This is a genomic window from Allobosea sp. BE125, from assembly GCF_031456075.1.
Classification (GTDB): Bacteria; Pseudomonadota; Alphaproteobacteria; order Rhizobiales; family Beijerinckiaceae; genus Allobosea.
Map to the genome: position 1 here is coordinate 320690 of NZ_JAVDTY010000007.1, position 14566 is coordinate 335255.

Annotated in this window: 12 protein-coding genes and 1 pseudogene; 11 read left to right on the forward strand and 2 right to left on the reverse strand. The window is 66.8% G+C overall.

The features are described 5' to 3' along the window. Positions 1-87: 87 nt before the first annotated feature. Complete coding sequence (locus tag J2Y55_RS17855) at positions 88-999, reverse strand: LysR family transcriptional regulator (RefSeq protein WP_310156184.1); 912 nt, start codon at positions 997-999, stop codon at positions 88-90. A gap of 87 nt (positions 1000-1086) precedes the next feature. Here J2Y55_RS17855 and J2Y55_RS17860 point away from each other — a divergent pair, with 87 nt between their 5' ends. The 11 genes and pseudogenes from J2Y55_RS17860 to J2Y55_RS17910 all read left to right on the forward strand — a co-directional run bounded on the left by J2Y55_RS17860 (position 1087) and on the right by J2Y55_RS17910 (position 13721). After that, the gene (locus tag J2Y55_RS17860; RefSeq protein WP_310156186.1) at positions 1087-2433 is read left to right on the forward strand and encodes an acyclic terpene utilization AtuA family protein; all 1347 of its coding nucleotides are present in this window, start codon (positions 1087-1089) and stop codon (positions 2431-2433) included. A gap of 1 nt (position 2434) precedes the next feature. Then, positions 2435-2782, forward strand: coding sequence for an AtuA-related protein (locus J2Y55_RS17865; RefSeq protein ID WP_310156188.1), 348 nt, complete (start codon positions 2435-2437; stop codon positions 2780-2782). A 19-nt stretch (positions 2783-2801) separates the two neighbouring features. Next, on the forward strand, positions 2802-3773 hold the full coding sequence (locus J2Y55_RS17870) for a Bug family tripartite tricarboxylate transporter substrate binding protein (RefSeq protein WP_310156191.1): 972 nt from the start codon (positions 2802-2804) through the stop codon (positions 3771-3773). Between the two features lie 128 nt (positions 3774-3901). Beyond that, on the forward strand, positions 3902-4675 hold the full coding sequence (locus tag J2Y55_RS17875) for an ABC transporter ATP-binding protein (protein ID WP_310156194.1): 774 nt from the start codon (positions 3902-3904) through the stop codon (positions 4673-4675). Beyond that, positions 4668-5369, forward strand: a complete 702-nt coding sequence (locus J2Y55_RS17880; RefSeq protein WP_310156199.1) for an ABC transporter ATP-binding protein — start codon at positions 4668-4670, stop codon at positions 5367-5369. Before J2Y55_RS17875 ends, J2Y55_RS17880 begins: the two co-directional genes overlap by 8 nt. A gap of 28 nt (positions 5370-5397) precedes the next feature. Continuing rightward, positions 5398-6273: pseudogene (locus tag J2Y55_RS17885) on the forward strand (branched-chain amino acid ABC transporter permease); the annotation flags it as partial. A gap of 141 nt (positions 6274-6414) precedes the next feature. Next, positions 6415-7311, forward strand: coding sequence for a branched-chain amino acid ABC transporter permease (locus tag J2Y55_RS17890; RefSeq protein ID WP_310156322.1), 897 nt, complete (start codon positions 6415-6417; stop codon positions 7309-7311). A gap of 98 nt (positions 7312-7409) precedes the next feature. Beyond that, positions 7410-8639: an ABC transporter substrate-binding protein gene (locus J2Y55_RS17895; protein ID WP_310156201.1), complete on the forward strand. Its 1230-nt coding sequence runs from the start codon at positions 7410-7412 to the stop codon at positions 8637-8639. Between the two features lie 69 nt (positions 8640-8708). Further along, the gene (locus tag J2Y55_RS17900) at positions 8709-9389 is read left to right on the forward strand and encodes a helix-turn-helix domain-containing protein (protein ID WP_310156204.1); all 681 of its coding nucleotides are present in this window, start codon (positions 8709-8711) and stop codon (positions 9387-9389) included. 7 nt (positions 9390-9396) lie between these two features. Beyond that, the gene (lhpI, locus tag J2Y55_RS17905) at positions 9397-10377 is read left to right on the forward strand and encodes a bifunctional Delta(1)-pyrroline-2-carboxylate/Delta(1)-piperideine-2-carboxylate reductase (RefSeq protein WP_310156209.1); all 981 of its coding nucleotides are present in this window, start codon (positions 9397-9399) and stop codon (positions 10375-10377) included. A gap of 26 nt (positions 10378-10403) precedes the next feature. Continuing rightward, entirely contained in the window at positions 10404-13721 is a 3318-nt protein-coding gene (locus J2Y55_RS17910; protein WP_310156212.1) for a molybdopterin-dependent oxidoreductase, read from the forward strand. Positions 13722-13744: 23 nt separating this feature from the next. Here J2Y55_RS17910 and J2Y55_RS17915 read toward each other — a convergent pair whose 3' ends face one another. Next, the gene (locus J2Y55_RS17915) at positions 13745-14482 is read right to left on the reverse strand and encodes an alpha/beta fold hydrolase (RefSeq protein WP_310156215.1); all 738 of its coding nucleotides are present in this window, start codon (positions 14480-14482) and stop codon (positions 13745-13747) included. Positions 14483-14566: the final 84 nt, after the last annotated feature.

The following is a 14566-nucleotide window of genomic DNA, read 5'->3' on the forward strand; positions in this document are numbered from 1 at the left end:
GAACGGAGGAAGGCGGGGCAAGCAGTCATTGAAGAGTCGATATGAGGCCGCAACCGCGTTCTGGCTCTCGGCGTAGCCTCGCTTGCTTCAAGCCGTGTCCCCGCCTTGCGCGGCCGGCAATTCCTTCATCAGCATCAGCGCAAAACTCCCGCTCACTGGGGGCAATGTCCGGCCGCTGCGCTTGATGAGCGCGACCTGGCGCGCGAAATTTGCGGCGTTCAGGGGCCGGGAGCGCAAGGTCTGCTCGGCGCGCACCTCCATCGCAGAGCCCGGCAGGATCGCGACTCCCAGCCCCGCGCGCACCATCCCGACCGCGGTCGACATATAGGTCGCTTCCGCGCCGACGATCGGCTGATGGCCCGCGGCCAGGAAGGCGGCATCGACGATCGCCCTGACGCTGGTCGCGGGGTCCATCAGGACCAGCGGAAGAGGTGCGATGTCGTCGATGGTGACGGAATCGAAATTGCCTAATTTGTGACCATCGGGAAAAACCACGTGCATGTGATCCTGTGTCCGGTGCAGCACTTCGAGGTCGGGGTCGCTCAGCGCCCCGCCCATGATGCCGAGGTCGACCTGCTCCTGCCGGGTCAGTTCGGCGACGCGGCTTGCGATCACGTCGCGGATGACGAAGCTGACCTGCGGGTTCGTCCGGCGGAAGGTCGCGATGATCTCCGGCAGGATGCCTGAGGCATAGGACGGCAGCACCGCCAGCCGCACCACGCCCTGCTGGCCTTGCGCGAGCTGGCGCGTATCCTCGACGACCGCGTCGAGATCACTGAGGATACGCCCGAGCTGAGGCGCCAATTCGCGGCCGATCCGGGTCAGCGATACGCTGCGGGTGTTGCGGTCGAACAGACGGACGCCGAGTCCGTCCTCGAGCTTCTGAATCTGAACCGTCAGCGCCGGCTGCGACAGGTTCAGGCAATTGGCCGCCCGCGTGAAGCTGCCGAATTGCGCCACGGTGACGAAAGCGCGCAGCTGCCGAACGTCGATATTCATAATGAATGACTATCACTCTGATAGATTCATTTCAATTGTGTGATCAATCAGCCGATGCTGCTATGCCGCCGGTTGTCGGAGGCGGTGGTGAAGCAGGTTCGGATCGGCGCAGGCGCGGGCTATTCCGGCGACAGGATCGAGCCGGCGATCGAACTCGCCGAAAAAGGCGGGCTCGACTACCTGGTCTTCGAATGCCTGGCCGAGCGCACCATCGCGCTGGCCCAGCAGGCGAAGCTCAAGGATCCGAAAGCCGGTTATGACCCGCTGCTGGCGGAGCGGTTTCGGGCGGTGCTGCGGCCGTGCCGGCAGTCCGGCACGCGCATCGTCACCAATATGGGCGCGGCAAACCCCGTGGCCGGCGCCGAGCGTATCAGGACCATCGCCGGCGAACTGGGCCTGACCGGGCTGAAGATCGCGGCCGTGACGGGCGACGACGTCCTGTCGTCCGTGGCAGGCAGCGATTACCGCGTCGACGAGACTGGCGTCTCCGTTGCCGATCTCGGCGGCAGCCTGATCTCGGCGAATGCCTATATCGGGGCGCAAGCCATTGCTGAAGCGCTGGCTGATGGCGCCGACATCGTCATCACCGGCCGCGCGGCCGATCCGTCCTTGTTCGTCGGCCCGCTCGTGCATGCCTTCGGTTGGGCTAGGGATGATTGGCATCGGCTCGGCCAGGCCACGCTGATCGGGCATCTCCTGGAATGCGCGGGCCAGGTCACGGGCGGGTATTTCGCCGATCCCGGCTACAAATCGGTGCCCGATCTCGCCCGGCTCGGCTTCCCCATCGCTGAGGTTGGCGAGGATGGCTCCGTCGTCGTCACCAAGGCCGCGGGCTCCGGTGGGCAGGTCACGCCCGCGACCTGCAAGGAGCAGATCCTCTACGAGATCCATGATCCGGCGCGCTATCTCACTCCCGATGTCGTGGCCGACTTCTCCTGCGTCACAGTCGAGGAGATCGGCTTCGATCGCGTCCGCGTCCAGGGCGCCACCGGCCATCCCCGGACCGGGACGCTGAAAGTGTCGCTCGGGACGGTCGAAGGCTTTGTCGGCGAAGGCCAGATCTCCTATGCGGGTCCTGGCGCGCGGGCGCGCGGCGCTCTGGCATTGGAGATCGTCCGCGAGCGCCTGGCGCTGACCGGGGTGCGCACGAGCGAATTGCGCTTCGACCTGATCGGCGCGAATGCGCTGCATGGCGAGAGGCTCTCGAACCATGGCGGTGGCCATGAACCCTATGAAGTGCGCGTTCGCGTCGCAGGGCGCACGGACAGCCTCATTGAGGCTCTGCGCATCGGCAACGAGGTCGAGACGCTCTACACCAACGGTCCGGCGGGCGGGGGCGGCGTCACGAAATCCGCCCGCGAGGTGGTCGGCATTCTCTCGACCCTGATCCCGCGTGAGCGCGTCGCGACAGCCATCCATTACGTGGAGAGCTGAGATGAAGCTGCGCGAGATCGCTCATTCCCGCACCGGCGACAAGGGCAACACCTCGAGCATCTCGGTGATCGCTTATGAGGCCGCCGACTATGCCCTGCTGCTGCGCCAGGTCACGGCCGAGCGCGTCAAGGCGCATTTCGGCGAGCTCGTGGCCGGCGAGGTGGTGCGATACGAGATTCCCAGCCTCAGTGCCCTCAATTTCGTCCTGCGCCAGGCGCTTGGCGGTGGCGTGACCCGTTCGCTCACCCTCGACACCCATGGCAAGGGCCTGAGCTCGGCCCTGCTCGATCTCGACATCCCCGACGAAAGCCATTCCCGCACGACGCCGCGACAAGACGGCGATCGCTAACCGCCCGGAGAAAACGACCATGACATCGAAGAGCTGGAGCTTGGCCGCCCTGGCGCTCGGCGGCGCATTGCTGGCAGGCCTGCCTGCCGCGGCGCAGGGCTATCCGACGCAGAACATCAAATTCATCGTGCCTTTCGCGGCCGGCAGCGCCACCGACGTGCTGGCGCGCATCCTCGGCGACCACGCATCGAAGACGTTGGGTCGACCGATCATCGTCGAGAACAAGGGTGGCGCAAACGGCATCATCGCGGCCCAGGCCGTGGCGGGGGCAGAGCCTGACGGGCACACCGTGCTGATCACGACGAATACGACGCATGGCGCCAATCAGAGCCTGCTGAAGAGCGTGCCCTATGACGCCGAGAAGAGCTTCGAGCCCGTGACCAAGCTCGGCACCATCACGCTCGCGCTGGCGACCAACCCATCGGTACCGGCCAAGACCGTGCAGGAGCTGATCACCCATGCCAAGGCCAATCCGGGCAAGCTCACTTTCGGGGCGGGGTCGAGCTCCTCTCGGATCGCCGGCGAGATGCTCAAGACGCTTGGGGGCATCGACCTCACCTATGTGCCCTATCGCAGCAATCCGCAGGCGATCACCGATCTTCTCGGCGGCCAGATCAACATCGTCTTCGCCGACATCTCGACGACGCTGCCGCAGATCAAGGCCGGCAAGGTGAATGGCCTCGGCGTTTCCACCGCCAAGCGCAGCGCCCTGGCGCCCGAGCTGCCGACGATGGCGGAGTCGGGCGTCGCCGGATACGACCTCGCTGCCTGGTTCGCGGCCTTCGTTCCCGCGAAGACGCCGCAGCCGGTCATCGACAAGCTGCGCCAGGCGCTGGTCGTCGCGATCAACGACAAGGCCACACAGGAGAAGCTGCTCGCCGCCGGCATCGAGCCGGAGACCAGCACATCCCAGGAGCTCAGGGCCTTCGTCGGAACCGAGATCAGGAAATGGGCCGATATCGTCAAGGCCGCCGGCATTCAGCCGGAATGAGCTGCCGCTCGCTTGACCATGCCGCTCAAAATCAAGGCGGTCGACATAGTGGAATTTGTTGACGATAGGAAATTTTGGTTCCACGTTCCCCTTCGTAGGCTGGTTCTTTGCGAAGGTGGACGTGGGGAATGGACGGCACTGGCAACGCATTGGAGGCCCATGGCCTGAGCCGCGAATTCGGCGGCTTCTTCGCCGTGCGGGATGTGAATTTCCGGCTTGCTAAGGACAGCATGCACGCCGTCATCGGCCCCAATGGCGCGGGCAAGACGACGCTGTTCAATCTCCTGACGAAATATCTCATGCCGTCCGCAGGCGCGATCCTGCATGACGGTGAGGACGTCACGCGTTTGGCCATGCCGGCGATGGCCAAACGCGGCGTGGTGCGCTCCTTCCAGATCTCGGCGGTGTTCGCGGGGCTGACGGTGCGCGAGAATGTCGAGCTCGCCTTGCTGCGCGCGAGCGGCCTCGCCTGGAACCTGCTCGGGCGGATTTCCAGCCGGCGCGGCGTCTCGGAACAGGCGGACGCGCTGGTGGAGCGCTTCGGCCTTGCCGACCAGGCGCAGACCATGGCCGGCAACCTCTCCTATGGCCGCAAGCGCGTGCTGGAGCTCGCCACGACGCTGGCGCTGGAGCCGAAGGTCTTGCTCCTCGACGAGCCGATGGCCGGGCTCGGGCGCGAGGATATCGGGCGGGTGACGCAATTGATCCGCGAGGCCGGACAGGGCCGCACGGTTTTGCTCGTCGAGCACAACATGAACGTGGTCGCAGAGCTCGCCGACAGGATCACCGTGATGGTGCGCGGCGAGATCCTGGCCGAAGGCAGCTATGCCGAGGTCTCGGCGCGGCCCGATGTGATGGCGGCCTATACGGGGCAGGCGCATCCGGGGCAGGCACATGGCTGAGACCCTCACTGTCAATAGCCTCGAAGGCTGGTACGGCGAATCGCAGGTCCTGCACGGCATGGACTTCACCGTCCGGGCCGGCGAGGTGGTGACGCTGCTCGGCCGCAACGGCGCCGGCAAGACGACGACGCTCAAGGCGATCATGGGTTTGCTCGACAAGCGGGCGGGCTCGATCAGGCTCGATGGCGGCGAGATCATCGCGGCCGCGCCCTACGACATCGCCCGCAAGGGGATAGCCTTCTGCCCGGAGGAACGCGGCATCTTCTCCAGCCTCAGCGTGCGCGAGAACCTGCTGCTGCCGCCCAAGGTCGCCAATGGCGGCATGACGATCGACCAGATCCTGACCCTGTTCCCCAATCTGGAGGAGCGGCTCGACAGCCAGGGCACCAAGCTCTCGGGCGGCGAGCAGCAGATGCTGGCGCTGGGGCGCATCCTGCACACCGGCGCGCGCATCCTCCTGTTGGACGAACCGACCGAGGGGCTGGCGCCGGTCATCATCCAGCAGATCGGCCGCACCATCGTCGAGCTCAAGAGGCTGGGCTTCACCATCCTGCTGGTCGAGCAGAATGTCGGCTTCGCCTCGCAGCTCGCCGACAGGCACTACGTCGTCGAGCTCGGCCGCGTCGTCGAGGAAATCCCGGGCGGCGAGCTGGAGAACCGGCTCGGCGCGCTCAAGGGCTATCTCGGCCTTTGAGCGGCCGTCGACAGGAACAAGAGGCGCCATGACCACGATCTTCGGCATCCCTTCCGCGGTCCTCTACGGCCAGCTCCTGCTCGGCCTGATCAACGGCGCCTTCTACGCCATGCTGAGCCTCGGCCTGGCGGTGATCTTCGGGATGATGAACATCGTGAACTTCGCCCATGGCGCGCAGTACATGATGGGCGCGCTCGTGGCGTGGCTGCTGCTGAACTTTCTCGGCATCGGCTATTGGTGGGCGCTCCTGCTTGCGCCATTGGCGGTTGGGCTCACCGGCGTCGTGATCGAGCGCCTGCTGCTTCGGCGCCTCTACAAGCTCGACCATCTCTACGGCATGCTGCTGACCTTCGGCCTCGCCTTGATGGTGCAAGGCGCCTTCAGCAACTGGTTCGGCTCCTCGGGCCAGCCCTATGCGATCCCTGCCGAGCTGACCGGCGGGCGCAATCTCGGCTTCATGTTCCTGCCGAATTACCGGGCCTGGGTCATCCTGGTCTCGCTCGTCGTCTGCCTCTCCACCTGGTACGTGATCGAGCGCACCAAGCTCGGCGCCTATCTGCGCGCGGCGACCGAGAACCCGATGCTGGTCCAGGCCTTCGGCATCCGCGTGCCGCGCATGATCATGCTGACCTATGGCGCCGGCGTCGCTTTGGCGGCCCTGGCCGGCGTGCTCGCGGCGCCGATCTACCAGGTCAGCCCGACCATGGGCGCGGATCTCCTGATCGTCGTCTTCGCGGTCGTGGTGATCGGCGGCATGGGCTCGATCATGGGCTCGATCGTGACCGGCTTCCTCGTCGGCCTGATCGAGGGCCTGACCAAGGCGTTCTATCCGGAATTGTCGAGCACGGTCGTCTTCGTCGTCATGGCGGTGGTGCTGCTGATCCGCCCGGCCGGGCTGTTCGGCTCGAAGCCGGAAGCCGCTGCGGGCCATCAGCAGGCCTCGCTTTCGGCGCCTGCGCCCTCGGCCCGCACGCAGACGCTCGTCTTCCTGACCGTCGCCGCCTGCCTCGCGGCAGCGCCGCTGGTGATCTATCCCGGCTTCATGATGAAGGCGATGATCTTCGCGCTCTTCGCCTGCGCCTTCAACCTGATCGCCGGCTACGGCAAGCTCGTCTCCTTCGGCCATGCGATGTTCCTTGGCTCGGCCGGCTATGTCTGCGGCCATGCCGCCAAGATCTGGGGGCTGACGCCGGAACTCGCGATCCTGGCTGGAACCACAACGGCGGCGCTGCTCGGGCTCGCCTCGGGCTGGCTCGCGATCCGCCGCAGCGGCATCTATTTCGCCATGGTGACGCTCGCCTTCGCGCAGATGATCTATTTCGTTGCGCTGCAGGCGCCCTTCACCGGCGGCGAGGATGGCTTGCAAGGCGTGCCGCGCGGCCTGCTGTTCGGCCTCGTCGACCTCTCCAGACCGGCCAATCTCTACGCCTTCGTGCTGGCGATCTTCCTCGGCGGTTTCTTCCTGATCATGCGGCTCGTCGGCTCGCCCTTCGGCCGGGTGCTGAAGGCGATCAGCGATCACGAACCGCGGGCGCAGTCGCTCGGCTTCGAGACCAGCCGCTACAAGCTCGTCGCCTTCACATTATCGGCGGCGCTCTCGGGCCTCGCCGGTTCGACCAAGGCGATCGTCAGCCAGATCGCGAGCCTGACCGATGCGCATTGGTCGATGTCGGGTGAGATCCTGCTGATGACCTTCCTCGGCGGCGTGGGCACGCTCTACGGCCCGGTCGTCGGCGCCTTCATCGTGGTCGCCATGCAGAACTATCTGGCTGCGCTCGGGCAATGGGTCACCGTCATCCACGGGCTGATCTTCGTGCTCTGCGTGCTCGCCTTCCGGCGCGGCGTCGTCGGTGAGCTGATCGAGTTCTGGCATCGCCGGCGCCCGGCGTCGCCGCCAGCGGACACGGCGCGGCAAACTCCGGCAGCGGCACCCGCCGAATGAGACATGACGTCCGAAAGGAAACCGGGCTGCTCAGCTGGCCCTGGCGAAGGTTCAAGCAAAACCCGGCCGAACAGGACCGGACAACAAGGGGATCGACGATGCAACTGACCGCTTTCAATCTCATGCGCGGGCTTGCGGCCGCGCTCTGCCTCGGCTCGCTCGGCATGGCGGGGCAAGCCTCGGCGCAGATCAGCGACGATGTCGTCAAGATCGGCGTGCTGACCGACATGTCCGGCCAATGGTCCGACATGAACGGGCCGGGCTCCTTGCTCGCAGCGCAGATGGCCGCGGCCGATTTCGGCGGCACGGTGCTGGGCAAGCCGATCGAGATCATCGGCGCCGACCATCTCCACAAGGCCGATGTCGGCGTCGGCATCGCGCGGCGCTGGATCGAGAACGAGAAGGTCGACGCGATCTCCGACGTCACCAACAGCGCGATTGCGCTCGCCGTGCAGCAATTGACCCGCGAGACCAACCGCGTTGCGCTGTTCTCCTCGCCCGGCACCACCGATCTCACCGGCAAGCAGTGCTCGCCGACCGGCGTCCAGTGGGTCTACGACAATTATTCCAACGCGGTCGGCCCGGTGAAGGCCCTGATCGACAAGGGCAACGACACCTTCTTCATCATCACGGCCGACTTCGCCTTCGGTCATTCCTTGGAGAAGATCGCGACCGAAGCGATCAAGGCCAATGGCGGCAAGGTCGTCGGCACCATCCGCCATCCCTTCGGCGCGACCGATCTCTCGGCCTTCCTGCTGCCGGCCCAGGCCTCGAAGGCCAAGGTCATCATGCTGGCGACCGCCGGCAAGGACATGACCACCGCGATCAAGCAGGCCAATGAGTTCGGCGTTACCGCCGGCGGGCAGATCCTCACCGCCCCGGTGATGTTCATCTCCGACGTGCATGCGCTCGGCCTGCCGACCGCGCAGGGCATCTCCTTCATCGAAGGCTTCTACTGGAACCAGAACGACGAGACGCGGGCCTTCGCCAAGCGCTTCTTCGAAGCGCGCAAGGCGATGCCGACGGCGCTGCAGGCGGGCGTCTACTCCTCGGTCATGCATTATCTCAAGGCGATCCAGGCTGCCGGAACCGACGAGGCGAAGGCTGTCTCCGCCAAGATGCGGGAATTGCCGGTGAATGATTTCTTCGCCAAGAACGGCAAGCTCCGCGAGGATGGCCGCATGGTGCACGACATGCTGCTCGTCCAGGTCAAGAAGCCTTCCGAATCGAAGGCGCCCTGGGACTATTATGACGTGCTGGCGACCGTTCCTGGCGAGCAGGCCTTCCTGCCTCTCGCTCAAAGCGAATGCGCGCTTGTGAAGAAGTGAACTCTCGTCGGGCGGCGCAAGCGCCGCCCGCGACCGCCTCGGCAAGGACATGCCAGTGACGAAAAGAACATGCCTGTGACGAAGAAGAATGCGATCCGGTCCGGCCTCAGCGACGCGGCCACTCTGGCGGCGACCGTGATGCCGGCCCGGTTCTCGGCGGCCGAGGCCAGGGCCGAGGACAGCCCGGTCGATCTCGGCCTGCGGTTGAAGCGCATGCGCGTCGACAATGGCTGGACGCTCGAGGATGTCAGCCAGCGCACCGGCGTGGCGCGCTCGACGCTCTCGAAGATCGAGAACGGCCAGATGTCGCCGACCTATGACGTCTTGCAGAAGATCACGCGCGGCACCGGGCTCGACATCGTCGAACTGTTCGATGCGCGTCGCCAGAACGCGCCCTTTGGACGGCGCAGCGTCACAAAACGCGGCGAGGGCAAGCCGCATCTCACCGGGGCCTATCGCTACGAGGTGCTGGCGACCGATCTCTCGCAGAAGCAGATCCTGCCCTTCAAGGCGCGGGTGACGGCGCGCAGCCTCGACGATTTTCCCGGCTGGGTGCGCCATGAGGGCGAGGAGTTCCTCTGCGTGCTCTCGGGCCGCGTCCAGGTCTTCACCGAATTCTATTCGCCGGTCGTGCTCGAGGTCGGCGACAGCACCTATTTCGACAGCAAGATGGGCCACGCCGTCGTCTCGCTGAGCGATGAGGATGCCGAGATCCTCTGGATCTGCACCGGCATCACCGCGCTTGAATGACCAGACCATGAGGACACCTGCCGTGTTGCGCCACTATTCCGCTTCGGACGTCGAGGCCGCGCTCGATTATCCCCGGCTGATCGAAGCCCTGGGCGAGGCCTTCCGCCGCGGCGGCGAGGCGATGCCGGTTCGCCAGAGCTACGAGGTCGGCCTGGCTGGCCAGCCGAGCCATCTGCTGACCATGCCGGCTTGGGAGCGCGGCAAGGCGCTCGGCGTCAAGCTCGTGACGGTGTTTCCGCAGAACGCCTCGCACGGTCTCGGCGCGGTCTCCTCGCTCTATGTCCTGTTCGATGGCGAAACGGGCCAGCCCCGGGCGCTGGTCGATGGCGAAGCGCTGACCAACCGGCGCACGGCTGCGGCCTCCGCGCTCGCCTCGCGCTATCTTTCGCGCCCCGACAGTCGCACGCTGCTCCTGGTCGGAACCGGCCATGTCGCGGCGCATCTGCCGGCGGCGCACCGCGCCGTGCGGCCGATCGACAAGGTCCTGATCTGGGGTCGCCATCCGCAGCGTGCGCTGGCGCTTGCCGGGGTGCTCGCTCGCCAGGGCTTCGATGCCGCCCCCGTCACCGATCTGCCGGCGGCGCTCGCCCAGGCGGACATCGTCAGCTGCGCCACCACCTCGCGCGAGCCATTGGTCATGGGGCGGGATCTCCGGCCGGGCACACACCTCGATCTCGTCGGCGCCTTCACGCCGCAGATGCGCGAGAGCGACGACGAGGCGCTCTCGCGCAGCCGCGTCTTCGTCGACACCTATGCCGGCGCGCTCGCCGAGGCCGGCGATCTGCTGCAGCCGATCGCGTCCGGTCGCTGGCAGGCCGAGGCGATCTGCGGCGATCTGCAGGAATTGACTCGTGGCACGAAGCCCGGCCGCCTCACCGCGGACGAGATCACGCTGTTCAAATCCGTGGGCGCCGCGATCGAGGATCTCGCGGCGGCGACCTTGCTTGCGGACGAACCGACGCCGGAGATGGCCCGCGCGGCATCCTGAACCGCGAAGGCCGAGGGGAGATGGCGATGGCGACGCTTGAGAAACCCGGCTTCTGCACGCTCTGCCGCTCGCGCTGCGGCACGATCAATGTTGTCGAGAATGATCGCCTCGTCGCCGTCAGGCCCAACCCGTCCCATCCCACCGGCAAGGCGATGTGCCCCAAGGGCCGCGCCGCGCCGGAGATCGCCCATTCCGCCCGCCGCCTGAAGACGCCATTGCGCCGCACCGCGCCCAGGGGTGCGGCCGATCCGGGCTTCGTGCCAATCTCCTGGGACGAGGCTTTGACCGAGATCGCCGGGAAGCTCGGCCGCTACCGTGCCGAGACCGGTCCGGAATCGATCGCCTTCGCCATCACCTCGGGCTCCTCCTCCTCGACCTCCGACAGCATCGACTGGCTGCAACGCTTCGTGCGCGGCTTCGGCAGTCCCAACACCGTGTTCTCGACCGAGATCTGCAACTGGCACAAGGACCACGCTCACGCCTTCACCTTCGGCTGCGGGCTGCCGACGGCGGATTATCGCAACTCCGACCTGATCCTGCTCTGGGGCCACAACCCTGCCAATGTCTGGCTCGCCCAGGCCGAGGCGATCGGCGCGGCGCGGGCGAGGGGCGCGCGGCTCGCCGTGATCGATCCGCGCCGGGCGGGTTCGGCGCGCGACGCCGATCTCTGGCTGCGCATCCAGCCCGGCACCGATGCGGTGCTGGCGCTCGGGCTGGCGCGCTGGCTCATCGTCAACCACGCCTATGACGCCGACTTCGTGCGGCACTGGACCAACGCCGCCTTTCTGGTGCGTGAGGACACAGGTCTCTTCCTGCGCCCGGTCGATCTCGGCTTGGAAGGCGACGGCTTTCTGGTCTGGGACGCAGGGGCGGAAGAGGCGGTTTCCGCCGAAAGTGGGCTCGCGGCGGCTGCGCTTGAGGGGCGTTTCGAGATAGCTGCGCCTACAGGTTCGATCGCTTGTCGCACCGGCTTCGACCATTACGTCGCCGCGACGGCCGACTACGATCCCGAGACCGTGGAGCGCATCACCGGCATCCCCGCCGCCCAGGTCGAGGAGCTGGCGAGCGCGATCGCTGCCGCCGGCTCGATCAGCTATCACGGCTGGACCGGCATCGGGCAGCATACCAATGCCACGCAGACCGAGCGCGCGATCGCGACGCTCTACGCCCTGACCGGCCATTTCGATGCGCCGGGCGGCAATGTCCGGATGCCGGCCCTGCCGGTGCCGGCTTTGCATGCGATGGCCATGATCCCGCCGCAGACCAGGGCGAAGACGCTCGGCCTCGGCGAGCGCCCGATCGGCCCGCCGGCCGATGGCTGGATCACCTCCAGCGATTTCTACGACGCCGCCCTCTCGGCGAAGCCCTATCGCATTCGTGCGCTCCTCACCTTCGGCTCCAACCTGCTGGTTTCGCATCCGGCGCCGGAGCGTGGCCGCGAGGCGCTGAAGGCGCTCGACTTCCAGGTCCATTGCGACCTCTTCCTCAATCCCACCGCCGAGATGGCCGATATCGTGCTGCCGGTCTCGAGCCCATGGGAGCATGAGGCGCTCAGGCTCGGCTTCGAGATCTCGCCGGAGGCGCAGGAACTGGTCCAGCTTCGCCCGCAGATGATTCCGCGCCAGGGCGAGGCGCGCTCCGACATGTGGATCGTCTTCCAGCTCGCCAAGCGCTTGGGCATGGGTGAATTGTTCTTCGACGGCGATGTCGAGAAGGGCTTTGCCCATCTCCTGGCTCCGCTCGGCCTCGATCTCGCGGCCTTGCGCGCCAAGCCAGAGGGCATCCGCATCCCGCTGCCGCATAGCCACCGGAAATACCGCAAGACCGGTTTCGCGACGCAGACCGGCAAGGCGGAACTCTATTCGGAGCTGCTGCATCGCCATGGCTATCCGGCGGTCCCGCGTTTCGTCGCGCCGGCCGAGCAGCGCAGCGAGGCGTTTCCGCTCACGCTCTTCTCCGCCAATAGTGGCTATTTCTGCCATAGCCAGCATCGCGGCATCACGGCGCTCCGGCGCAAGCGCCAGGAGCCGACAGCCGAGATCCATCCCGAACTCGCGCGCCGCAAGGGCATTGGTGAGGGCGACTGGATGCTGGTGCGCACGCGCAAGGGCGCGATCAGGCTGCGCGTGGCGCTGAATGACGCGCTCGCCGAGGATGTGGTCGCCAGCGACTATGGCTGGTGGCAGCCGGCGCCCGATCTCGGCCTGCCCGGCTATCTGCCGGATGCGGCGAGCCCGATCGGCGGGAGCTTCAATGCGATCATTTCCGAGAGCGAGCGCGACCCGCTCAGCGGCTCGCTGGCGCTGCGCTCCTTCGCCTGCGATGTCGAGCGCCACGAGGCCGCGCCTTGGTCGGGATGGCGGTCCTTCGTCGTCACCGGGCGTCGCGAGGAGGCCGGTGAGGTCATGGCGCTGACGCTTAGCCCTGCCGATGCCCGCTCTTTACTTGGCTTCCGGCCTGGCCAATATGTCGGGCTGCGCTTCGCCGGGGCGATACGATCCTATTCCCTGATCGGACCGGCCGTGGCGGAGCCGGAGGTTTATCGGATCGCGGTCCGCCATATCGAGAGCGGGCAGGTTTCAGGGGCGATCCGGCGCGAGCTCACGCCGGGCGATACGGTCGAGCTGCAGGCGCCGAAGGGCGGCTTCGTCTTGCCCCTGCGCAACGAGTTCCCGATCGTGCTGATCGCCGGCGGCATCGGCATCACGCCGTTCCTGTCCTATCTCGAAACGCTGGAAGGCGGGGCGGACGAGCCGCAGATCACGCTGCATTACGGTTGCCGCGATGGCGACAGCCAGCCCTTCCGGGAGCGATTGGAGGTGCTGCGGCAGCGTCTGCCGAACCTGAAGCTGATCACGCATCTCAGCCGACCGGTGGGTGGCGACCGTTTCGATCGGCAAGGCCGCTTCACCGCAGCCGATATCGATGCGGAGCTGCTGCGGCAGCGGGCGCGAGTCTATATCTGCGCGTCCGATGCGATGATGGCGGAGGTCGGTGCCGGGCTGAAGGCCCGCGGCGTCCCCGCCTTCGAGATCTTCACCGAGCGCTTCCGCTCTCCCGAGCCGCCGGCCCTGGACGGGCTGATGCCGCGGAACATCGCCTTCGCCCGCTCGGGCAAGACCGTGACCTGGTCGCCGGATGCGCCGCTCGGCAGCATCCTGGCGCTGGCCGAGGGGGCCGGCCTGACCGTGCCGAGCGGTTGCCGCGTCGGGCAATGCGAGAGCTGTCTCGTGCTGATCAAGCAGGGCCAGGTCCGCCATCTCGTCGACTGTCCGGATCTGGAAGACGGCCAGTGCCTGACCTGCCAGGCGGTGCCATTGACCGATCTTGTCCTCGACGCCTGAGGGCGAAATCTCGCGGTCTGCCCTCAGTTCTGAGCGACCGGCATCTCCAGCCAGCTCCGCAAGGCCTGCGTCACCGCCTCTGGGTTTTCCAGCGGCGTCATATGGCCGCTATCGGGCACGATGACGAGCCTCGCATGCGCAGCGAGCGCCGCCATGGCCCGATGGTCCGCGACCGGCGTCAGGCTGTCGTGCTCGCCGCACAGGATCAGGAGCGGGCATGGCAGCGCGCGCAGCACGGCGACCCCGTCCTTTCGCTCGATCCCGTTCTGCCGCAGGAAGGTTTCCGCGCCGAGCCTTGCGGTCATGGCCCGGATGCGGCCGATGATCTCATCGTCCTTCAGATGCGAGGGCGCGAGATAGGCTCCCAGCAGCCGGTCGCCGAAACCGTGGAATTTGCCCGGCAGGATCGCGGTCTTGTCGAGGGCGCGTCGCGCCGCGAGGCGCTCGGGCGTGTCGGCGCGCAGCGAGGTGTCGAGCAGCGCAAGCCGGACGACCCGGTCGGGCGCGCGGCGCATGATCTCCTGGGCGACATAGCCGCCCATCGAAAATCCGGCCAGTGAGAAGCGCGGCGGCGCCGTCGCCAGCACGCTTTCGGCCAGGGCCTCCAGCGTCTCACCCTGGGAAATATCCGCCACCTGGCACGCGGCGACATTGCCAAGCGCCGCGATCTGATCGCGCCAGAGGTCGGCGTCGTTGAGGAGGCCGGGGATCAGGACCAGCGGCTGACGCTCGCGCGTAGGCGGGGCGGCATCGTCATCCATGGCGCGTGGCCTTGCCTTTCACGGGGCTTGCTCTTGGGACAATCGCCATGCGGCTGCGAATGCGTTCGCCTGGCGCAGGCTGAA